We start from the raw sequence: 9,114 nt of genomic DNA, 5'->3' as shown, positions 1-9,114 counted from the left end.
CCCTTTTTTCATCAAAACTCCTCTTAACCTTCTTTTGAATTTCTCCGTTTCCTTCCGAATACTACACCCCCTCCTCTGACCTGTCCGACCCATCCGAAAAGTTCGACCCGTTTATTCCTCTTGGTGGTATTATTGGCATTTCTGGTTTTTCTGGTATTATTGGCATTTACCCCATTTTCTAATCTGTTAATTCTCTCATTTTCTCATTTTCTCATTTTTCAAATTTGCTAATTTACTAATTGTTTTATACTTTTGCACCTGAAAACAACTTCACTATTATGAAAAGAAAAACCGTTCTCATTATTTTAGCCGTTATATTGCTAATTATCATTTTGATTATTGGTAAAAAAGCAGGTTGGTTTGGCGAAGAAAATTCTGCCATAAACGTCGAAACTCAAAAAGTAATTCCTACAACAATCATCCAAAAAGTGTCGGCTACAGGAAAAATACAACCCGAATTGGAAATCAAGATATCGTCGGAAGTATCAGGAGAAATTATAGAACTCCCTGTAAAAGAAGGGCAAATGGTAAAAAAAGGCGACCTTTTGGTGCGCATCAACCCCGATATTTACCAATCGGTAGTGAAGCGTAGTGCTGCAAGTTTAGAAACCGTACGCGCCAGCTTGCAACAGTCCAGCGCTACCCTCAAAGAAGCCGAAGAGAGCTATAAGCGCAACAAAGTCTTGTTCGATAAGGGCGTAATCTCAAAATCCGATTGGGATAAAGCTGTTTCAGCCTACGAGGTAGCCAAAGCCTCTCGCGAGTCAGCTCGTTTTAATGTACAGAGTGCAATGGCAAGTGTTTCCGAAGCCCAAGACAACCTCAAAAAAACAATTATTTATTCACCTACCGATGGCACCATTTCTAAGCTCAGTGTAGAGTTGGGCGAGCGCGTAGTAGGTACGATGCAAATGACGGGTACCGAGATTATGCGTGTGGCAAATCTTCATAATATGGAAGTAGAAGTAGATGTAAATGAGAACGATATCGTAAAAATAAGTGTAGGCGACTCGGTGAATGTCGAAGTAGATGCTTACCTAAAACGCGTGTTCAAAGGTACCGTTACCAATATCGCCAATACCGCCAATACCACCACTAGCGCAGACCAAGTAACGAACTTCAAAGTCAAGATACACATCGAAGAAGCATCGTATAAAGACCTCTCAGAAAGCAAACCGGTTGGCTATTCACCCTTCCGTCCAGGTATGACCGCAACGGTAGATATTATCACCCAAACCAAAAAAGACGCAGTTGCAGTACCTATCAGTGCCATTATTGTAAGGAAGAAATCTGAAATCGACCCTAAAACTCCTAAGGAAGAAGCCGACAAAAAGCAGGAAGCGGTGTTTGTGCTCAAAGACGGTAAAGCTGAACTCCGTGCGGTAAATACCGGCATTCAAGACAATGTGAATATCGAAATCCTTTCGGGTGTAGCCAAAGACGAGATTATTATCACCGGTCCTTATAATGTGATATCTAAGACTCTTAAGAATAATGAAAAAGTTAACAAATTAGCAAATTAGTAAATTAGAAGGAACAGAAGAATATCAAAAACTATCTGACGAAGAGAAAGAAGAAATATTTAAAATAGCAAAATATGAACGTGAAGCAAATCCTAACAATCTTTGTAATTAGTCTTCTAATATTTCTTAGTAGTTGCAATTCTATGAAAAGGCAAATAGATCCTTATCAAGAGAAAATTGGCAAGAAAGGCGATGATTACTCATTGTCTTATTATAAAAGTAAAAGGGCGTCGGTTAAAAGTATTTTAAATATTAAAATTTTTGAAGGAGACGGCTCTTTGTCAACTAGTAATTTGTATTTACATATTAATGGACTGCCTATTATTTCAAATTATAAAGAAGCTAATTTTTATCTTCTTCCTAATAGAAAATACGATGTGCAAGTCACTACTTTTTCAGGGTATAAAGGTGTGTATATAAATAATATAAAGATGAAAGAGAAAGATTCGGTAGTGCTAAATGTATATCTGAAAGAACCTGCTCTAATATTTTGTGAGTAGCACAAAATGAAGAAAGGCTATACACGCCGTGACAAATTAGCAAATTATTTTGTATAATAAATAAAAAGTATTACTTTTGCGCAAAATTTATAAAATTCTATTAGTTTATGTATTGGACGTTAGAACTTGCATCTTATTTAAGTGATGCTCCTTGGCCTGCTACTAAAGACGAGCTTATTGATTATGCTATCCGTACAGGCGCTCCTATGGAAGTGGTGGAAAACCTTCAAGAAATAGAAGACGAAGGTGATATGTATGAATCTATCGACGAAATCTGGCCTGATTACCCGTCGGAAGAAGATTACCTATGGAATGAAGATGAATATTAAAAACAAAAATAAAAAGTCTCTCTGAGGAGACTTTTTTTAATTTGCAAATCAGCAAAGTAGCAGATTAGCAAATCAATATAGTGACAAATTGTCAGTTCTCGCCTTTTGGTATATTTATTGACAATTTTACCGTATGAACTTTGCCAATCGCAAACTTTGCCAAAGTTTGAAACTTTGGCAAAGTTAAAATATGACTTGTGCTACGACCTTTGGCAAAGTTAATCATTAATCATTAATCATTAATCATTATAATGAGTATTATCAATTCCCTTATTAAAATTTTCGTTGGCGACAAAGCCAAAAACGACCTAAAAGCAATCCAACCTATCGTTGAAAAGATAAAAACTTACGCCTCTCAGTTAGAAAATATCTCTAATGATGAGTTGCGCGCAAAAACTATTGAGTTCAAACAAAGAATAAAAGACGCTCGCGCCCAGTTCGATACTAAAATAGCCGAACTCGAAGCCCAAGCAAACGCTACTGACGATATCGATGCTAAAGAAGACCTCTATACCGAAATAGATAAACTCAACGGCGAAGCCTATCAAGTCTCCGAAAAGGTATTGAACGACATTCTTCCCGAAGCCTTCGCTACTATGAAGGAAACTACCCGTCGTTTTGCTAATAACGAAACAATTACCGTAACAGCTACTGAACACGACCGAGAACTATCGGCTACCCACGATTATGTAACGATTGAGGGTGATAAAGCCGTGTGGAAAAACCACTGGGACGCCGCTGGTAAAGATGTTACTTGGGATATGGTACACTACGATGTACAGCTCATTGGAGGTATTGCCCTTCACCAAGGTAAGATTGCCGAAATGCAAACAGGGGAAGGTAAAACCCTCGTGGCTACCTTGCCAGTCTACCTCAATGCCCTAACGGGGAATGGAGTGCACCTGGTAACCGTGAACGACTATTTGGCACGCCGAGATAGTGCCTGGATGGGACCTTTATTTGAGTTCCACGGTTTGCGTGTGGATTGTATCGACAATCACCAACCTAACTCCGAAGCACGTCGCCGTGCTTACAATGCCGATATTACCTACGGAACTAACAACGAATTTGGTTTCGACTACCTCCGCGACAATATGGCGCACACTCCCGAAGATTTGGTACAACGCGCTCACAACTATGCGATTGTCGATGAGGTCGACTCTGTATTGATAGACGATGCTCGTACACCGCTCATCATCTCAGGTCCTACCCCTAAAGGTGAATTGCACGAATTCAACGAACTGAAACCTTTAGTTGAAAATTTGGTAAACAAACAGCGTACTTACCTCACCAAAGTATTAGCCGATGCCCGCAAACTCATCGCCGAAGGAGATACCAAAGAAGGAGGATTCCAACTCTTGCGTGTGTATCGTGGGTTACCTAAAAACAAAGCGCTCATCAAGTTCCTCAGCGAAGAAGGGGTAAAACAACTGCTCCAAAAAACTGAAAATTACTATATGCAGGATAACAATCGCGAAATGCCAAAGGTAGATGCCGAATTGTACTTCGTGATTGATGAGAAAAATAACCAAATCGAGCTTACTGATAAAGGGTTTGCTGATATTGCCTACGATGGTGATAAAGATTTCTTCGTTTTACCTGATATAGGGGTAGAAATTGCCAATATCGAGAACCAAGGTCTTCCTATTGAAGAAGAAGCTAAACTAAAAGATAAATTATTCCAAGATTTCAGCGTAAAAAGCGAACGCATTCACACACTTAACCAATTGCTCAAAGCCTACACCCTCTTTGAAAAAGATGTAGAGTATGTAGTAATTGATAACAAAGTGCTCATCGTCGATGAACAAACAGGTCGTATTATGGACGGTCGTCGTTATTCCGATGGTTTGCACCAAGCAATTGAAGCCAAAGAGAATGTGAAAATTGAGGCTGCTACCCAAACCTACGCGACTATTACCTTGCAAAACTACTTCCGTATGTATAGCAAGTTAGCGGGTATGACGGGTACTGCTATCACCGAAGCGGGTGAGTTCTGGGAAATCTATAAACTCGATGTAATGGAAATCCCTACCAACCGTCCTATCGCTCGTAAAGACCACAACGACCTTATCTATAAAACCAAACGCGAGAAATACAACGCTGTAATCGATGAGGTAGTAAAACTTTCCGAAGCTGGTCGCCCAGTGTTGATTGGTACTACTTCTGTGGAAGTATCTGAACTCCTCAGCCGTATGCTTACAATGCGCAAGGTAAAACACAATGTGTTGAATGCGAAATTGCATAAAAAAGAAGCTGAAATCGTAGCCGAAGCCGGACATAGTGGTGTGGTAACCATCGCAACCAATATGGCGGGACGTGGTACCGATATCAAGTTAACCCCCGAAGTAAAAGCTGCAGGAGGTTTGGCAATTATAGGTACCGAACGCCACGACTCTCGCCGTGTCGATCGTCAGTTGCGTGGTCGTTCTGGTCGTCAAGGTGACCCTGGTAGCTCGCTTTTCTTCGTTTCTCTCGAAGATAACCTAATGCGCCTCTTCGGTTCTGAACGTATCGCCCGACTAATGGACAGCTTAGGTCATAAAGAAGGCGATGTAATTCAGCACTCTATGATGACCAAACGCATCGAGGCAGCTCAGAAAAAGGTAGAAGAAAACAACTTCGGTATGCGTAAACGTCTGTTAGAGTACGACGACGTGATGAACGCACAACGTAAGCAAATTTATAAACGCCGTCGCCACGCTCTTGAAGGTGAACGCCTAAAAGTGGATTTGGCAAATATGATATTCGATACTTGTGAGAATATAGTAGAGAACAACAAAGGTGGAAATAACTACAAGAATTTCACTTTCGAGCTCATCAAATATTTCTCACTGAAAACACAAATTTCAGAAGCCGAATTTGCTAAACAATCGCCAAACGACCTTACTTTCACCTTGTATCACGAAGCGCTCAAACACTATCAGGAAAAAGCTGAACGCAGTGCCGCTCAAGCCTTCCCAGTGATTAAAGAGGTATACGAAAATCCTAATAATACTTACGAGCGCATCGTCGTGCCTTTCACCGATGGCGAAAAGATGCTCAACATCGTAACCGACCTTAAAGAGGCGTACGAAACCCAAGGTAAGAAACTCGTAAGCGATTTCGAGAAGAATATTACGCTTGGCATCATCGACGAGGAGTGGAAAACGCATCTCCGCCGTATGGACGAGCTTAAACAATCTGTACAATTAGCGGTACACGAACAGAAAGACCCGCTACTCATCTATAAGTTTGAAGCTTATCAGTTGTTCAAAGCTATGGTCGATAAGGTAAACAAAGAGATTATCTCTTTCTTGTTCAAAGCCGAGTTACCTACTCAAAATCCACCCGTACAGGAAGCCCACGCGCCACAACGCACCCGTGAGCACTACCAAACCAATAAGGAAGAAGCCCTCAACAGCGATGAAATGGCACAACGCGCCCGTGAAGTAGGGCAACAAGCCTCACAGCGCCGTTCGGTAGTAGAAACCATCGTACGCGAACAACCTAAAATTGGTCGTAACGACAAGGTAGTAATCCAAAACATCCGTACTGGTGAACGCAAAGAGCTCAAGTTCAAACAAGCAGACCCCCTAATAAACAGCGGAGAATGGATTTTAGTATCCAATAAATAAATCACTAAGGTAATGGACAACCAAATGAACAACCAAATGGGAATGTTGCTGAGCTCTGGCATATTCTTTCTGTTTGCGCTTGTATTCTTGGTTACTGCTGAGATTAACAAAAGAATTACCGAAAAGAACAAAAAACTATATCAAGGGAAAGCACAAGGAGAGGTATTAGAAATTGTCAAATCAGGCAGTCAAGGTGTAGGAGGTATTGGTTTTAATAATAGGACTTATGTAGTCTATAAGTATACTGTAGGAGAAAATACTTATATTGTAAAACCTCTTGTTCTGAACTCAAACGCCCCTATAAACTTGAAATATGCTAATTCGGCTCATACTTTTTGTGTAACCTATTTTGGGGCTCATAGTGGTAGCCGTCAAACCAATTATCGAGCAGGCGAGAGTATTACAGTAGCTTATTTGCCCAAAACTCCCAGTGAACACCAAATAGTAGACGATAAAGATAAAATGTTTTTTTGGAAGAGGTTTCGCATAGCAGGATTCGCAATAATGTCCATTGCAATAATTCTCTTGATTGTTTCCTTTTTCATAAAAAAATAAGCAGAAACACAATATAAATTATTTATTATACTTTGCCAAAGTTTCCTGCCCGTGTGGCTCGCACCTTTGGCAAAGTTTTTTCTTCTTAATTGTCAATTATCAATTGCCAATTGAAAATATTGTTGTACCTTTGCACTTTAGAATACATTAGCAAATTGGCAAATTTGCTAATTTACAAATTGTATTAATGAATTTATTTGAACAATTAGGTCTTAATGAACCTATCCTCAAAGCTATCAGCGATATGGGCTTTGAAACTCCTTCTGAAATTCAGCAAAAAGCCATCCCTACTCTTTTGGCAAATGGTGCTGATATGGTAGCTTTAGCCCAAACGGGTACTGGTAAAACAGCCGCTTTTGGCTTTCCTCTCCTCCAACTTATCGATACTGATAGCCGTGTAACCCAAGGGCTTATCCTTTCGCCTACACGCGAACTCTGCTTGCAAATCGCTTCTGAACTCCGCAATTATGCTAAGTACCTCCCTAAGGTGAACGTAGTGGCGGTATATGGCGGCGCAAGTATTGAGGAACAAGCGCGTAGCCTCAAAAAAGGCGCACAAATTATCGTGGCTACTCCTGGGCGTATGCAAGATATGATACGCCGTAACTTCGTAGATATCAGTCATATCAACTATTGTGTGCTTGACGAAGCCGACGAAATGCTCAATATGGGCTTCTATGAAGATATTACCGCTATTCTGTCGCATACCCCTCAAGAAAAAAGCACTTGGCTCTTTTCGGCTACTATGCCTAACGAGGTGGCTAAGATAGCGCGTAAGTTTATGCGTAAGCCTATCGAAATAACAGTAGGAACTCGCAATCAGGCTACTAACACCGTGCAACACGAGTACTATATAGTGAGCGGTCGCCATAGATACCAAGCCCTAAAACGCCTCGCCGATGCTAATCCTGATATCTTCTCAGTAGTGTTTTGCCGCACCAAACGCGATACACAGGCAGTAGCCGAAAAACTCATTGAAGACGGCTACAATGCTGCTGCTCTTCACGGTGATTTGAGTCAGAATCAACGTGATTTGGTGATGAAATCTTTCCGTGCACGCCAAATACAAATGCTTGTCGCTACCGATGTAGCTGCCCGCGGTATTGATGTAGACGATATCACTCACGTAATTCACTACCAATTGCCCGATGAAATAGAAACCTACAACCACCGCAGTGGACGTACAGGTCGTGCTGGTAAATCGGGGATTTCGATGGTGATTTTACCAAAAAGTGAGGTGAAGAAAATTAAAACTATCGAAAAGATGATAGGGCAACCTTTTGAGCAGAAACAATTGCCGTCGGGTATGGAAATCTGCGAGATACAGCTCTATCACTTGGCTAACAACCTCAAAAATACAGAAGTAAACCCTGCCATCGACGATTATTTGCCAGCTATCTATAAAGAACTGCAGGAAGTAAACCGTGAAGAGCTCATCAAGAAAATATTCTCAGTAGAGTTTACGCGTTTCTTCAATTATTATAAAAATGCCGAAAACTTATCGGTAGAGAACGAGCGCGAAAGCCGCAGTGGGGGTAATAGCGATGAAGTGCGCTATTTCATCAACATAGGTGAACGCGATGGCTACGACTGGAAATCTCTCAAAGATTTCCTCAAAGCAACCCTTAATTTAGGTCGTGATGATGTTTTCAAAGTAGATGTAAAGAACAGTTTTTCTTTCTTCAATACCGATGCCGACCTCTCCGATTTGGTGATGAGCACCTTTACCGATTTTCAAATGGACGGTCGCTTCATCAATGTAGAACTCTCTACCAAAGGAGCTGGCAGAGACCGTGGCGGACGCAAACGCGGAAATGATGACGGTAGAAGACACGGCAACGATGAGGGTAGAAGTCGCAAAAAAGGACAAAGAGAAAGTCGCAAACAAAAGACTGCTGAAGCCCTCCAACAGGCTTTTAAAAAGAAGAAAAAACGTAAATAATGTTAGAATACCTTATAGAAACGGATAAGCAACTGCTCTGTTCCCTCAATAGTTGGGGGACACCCGAAGCCGATAGCCTTTGGTTAGTAATCACCAATGAACTCTCGTCTATCCCCCTCTATGCTTTTTTGTTATACTTGTGTTTCAAGTATTTTCATTGGAAAAGAGTGTTGCTCATCTTGGTATTCATCGCCCTTCTCATCACCACCACCGACCAACTGGCGAACGTTTTCAAACACGGATTCCAGCGCTTGCGCCCTTGTCACGATGAGAGTCTTATCGGGCAAATGCGAATGGTGATTTGTGGTGGTAAGTATGGGTTCTTTTCAGCACACGCCGCCAATACAATGGCAATAGCCGTATTTTTTAGTTACTTACTTAGGAAAAACGCCCGATATATCGTCACCCTACTGCTCTGCTGGTCAATTATTGTGAGTTATAGCCGTATTTATTTAGGCGTACATTTCCCAGGTGATGTATTGGTAGGTTGGATTTTCGGTACACTCTTAGCTACCCTTTATTATTTTCTTTTTCTATATACCGAAAAAAGATTAAAAATCCCAACTCGAGAATAATTTGCATTGTTACAACCTTTACTAATTAAATAGGCCGGTACTATTTCTTACCTCTTATCTCTTACCTAAACAAAAT

The 9,114-nt window shown here is 41.0% G+C and carries 7 protein-coding genes; all 7 read left to right on the top strand.

The window, feature by feature from the left end:
* The first annotated feature begins 278 nt into the window (after positions 1-278).
* Entirely contained in the window at positions 279-1,523 is a 1,245-nt protein-coding gene (locus tag HMPREF9078_RS10930; protein ID WP_009420724.1) for an efflux RND transporter periplasmic adaptor subunit, read from the top strand.
* A 143-nt stretch (positions 1,524-1,666) separates the two neighbouring features.
* Positions 1,667-2,023, top strand: coding sequence for a hypothetical protein (locus tag HMPREF9078_RS10925; RefSeq protein WP_232207512.1), 357 nt, complete (start codon positions 1,667-1,669; stop codon positions 2,021-2,023).
* 107 nt (positions 2,024-2,130) lie between these two features.
* Positions 2,131-2,352, top strand: coding sequence for a DUF2795 domain-containing protein (locus tag HMPREF9078_RS10920; protein WP_002673751.1), 222 nt, complete (start codon positions 2,131-2,133; stop codon positions 2,350-2,352).
* Between the two features lie 251 nt (positions 2,353-2,603).
* Positions 2,604-5,966, top strand: a complete 3,363-nt coding sequence (gene secA, locus HMPREF9078_RS10915) for a preprotein translocase subunit SecA (RefSeq protein WP_009420722.1) — start codon at positions 2,604-2,606, stop codon at positions 5,964-5,966.
* Between the two features lie 12 nt (positions 5,967-5,978).
* A complete protein-coding gene (locus tag HMPREF9078_RS10910) occupies positions 5,979-6,521 on the top strand; it encodes a DUF3592 domain-containing protein (RefSeq protein ID WP_009420721.1) in 543 nt (180 codons plus the stop codon).
* Positions 6,522-6,708: 187 nt separating this feature from the next.
* The gene (locus tag HMPREF9078_RS10905) at positions 6,709-8,463 is read left to right on the top strand and encodes a DEAD/DEAH box helicase (protein ID WP_009420720.1); all 1,755 of its coding nucleotides are present in this window, start codon (positions 6,709-6,711) and stop codon (positions 8,461-8,463) included.
* A complete protein-coding gene (locus tag HMPREF9078_RS10900) occupies positions 8,463-9,038 on the top strand; it encodes a phosphatase PAP2 family protein (RefSeq protein WP_009420719.1) in 576 nt (191 codons plus the stop codon). Before HMPREF9078_RS10905 ends, HMPREF9078_RS10900 begins: the two co-directional genes overlap by 1 nt.
* The last annotated feature ends 76 nt before the right edge of the window (positions 9,039-9,114 follow it).

It is taken from the genome of Capnocytophaga sp. oral taxon 380 str. F0488 (assembly GCF_000318255.2).
Taxonomy (GTDB): domain Bacteria; phylum Bacteroidota; class Bacteroidia; order Flavobacteriales; family Flavobacteriaceae; genus Capnocytophaga; species Capnocytophaga ochracea.
The sequence above is the reverse complement of the archived record's forward strand: the minus strand, read 5'-3'. Positions and strand labels throughout refer to the sequence as shown.

What these genes read in the sequence shown, in the direction of transcription:
- HMPREF9078_RS10930 (WP_009420724.1), top strand. Translation starts at nt 279, where the DNA reads ATGAAAAGAAAAACCGTTCTCATTATTTTAGCCGTTATATTGCTAATT.
- HMPREF9078_RS10905 (WP_009420720.1), top strand. Translation starts at nt 6,709, where the DNA reads ATGAATTTATTTGAACAATTAGGTCTTAATGAACCTATCCTCAAAGCT.
- HMPREF9078_RS10925 (WP_232207512.1), top strand. Translation starts at nt 1,667, where the DNA reads ATGAAAAGGCAAATAGATCCTTATCAAGAGAAAATTGGCAAGAAAGGC.
- secA (WP_009420722.1), top strand. Translation starts at nt 2,604, where the DNA reads ATGAGTATTATCAATTCCCTTATTAAAATTTTCGTTGGCGACAAAGCC.
- HMPREF9078_RS10920 (WP_002673751.1), top strand. Translation starts at nt 2,131, where the DNA reads ATGTATTGGACGTTAGAACTTGCATCTTATTTAAGTGATGCTCCTTGG.
- HMPREF9078_RS10900 (WP_009420719.1), top strand. Translation starts at nt 8,463, where the DNA reads ATGTTAGAATACCTTATAGAAACGGATAAGCAACTGCTCTGTTCCCTC.
- HMPREF9078_RS10910 (WP_009420721.1), top strand. Translation starts at nt 5,979, where the DNA reads ATGGACAACCAAATGAACAACCAAATGGGAATGTTGCTGAGCTCTGGC.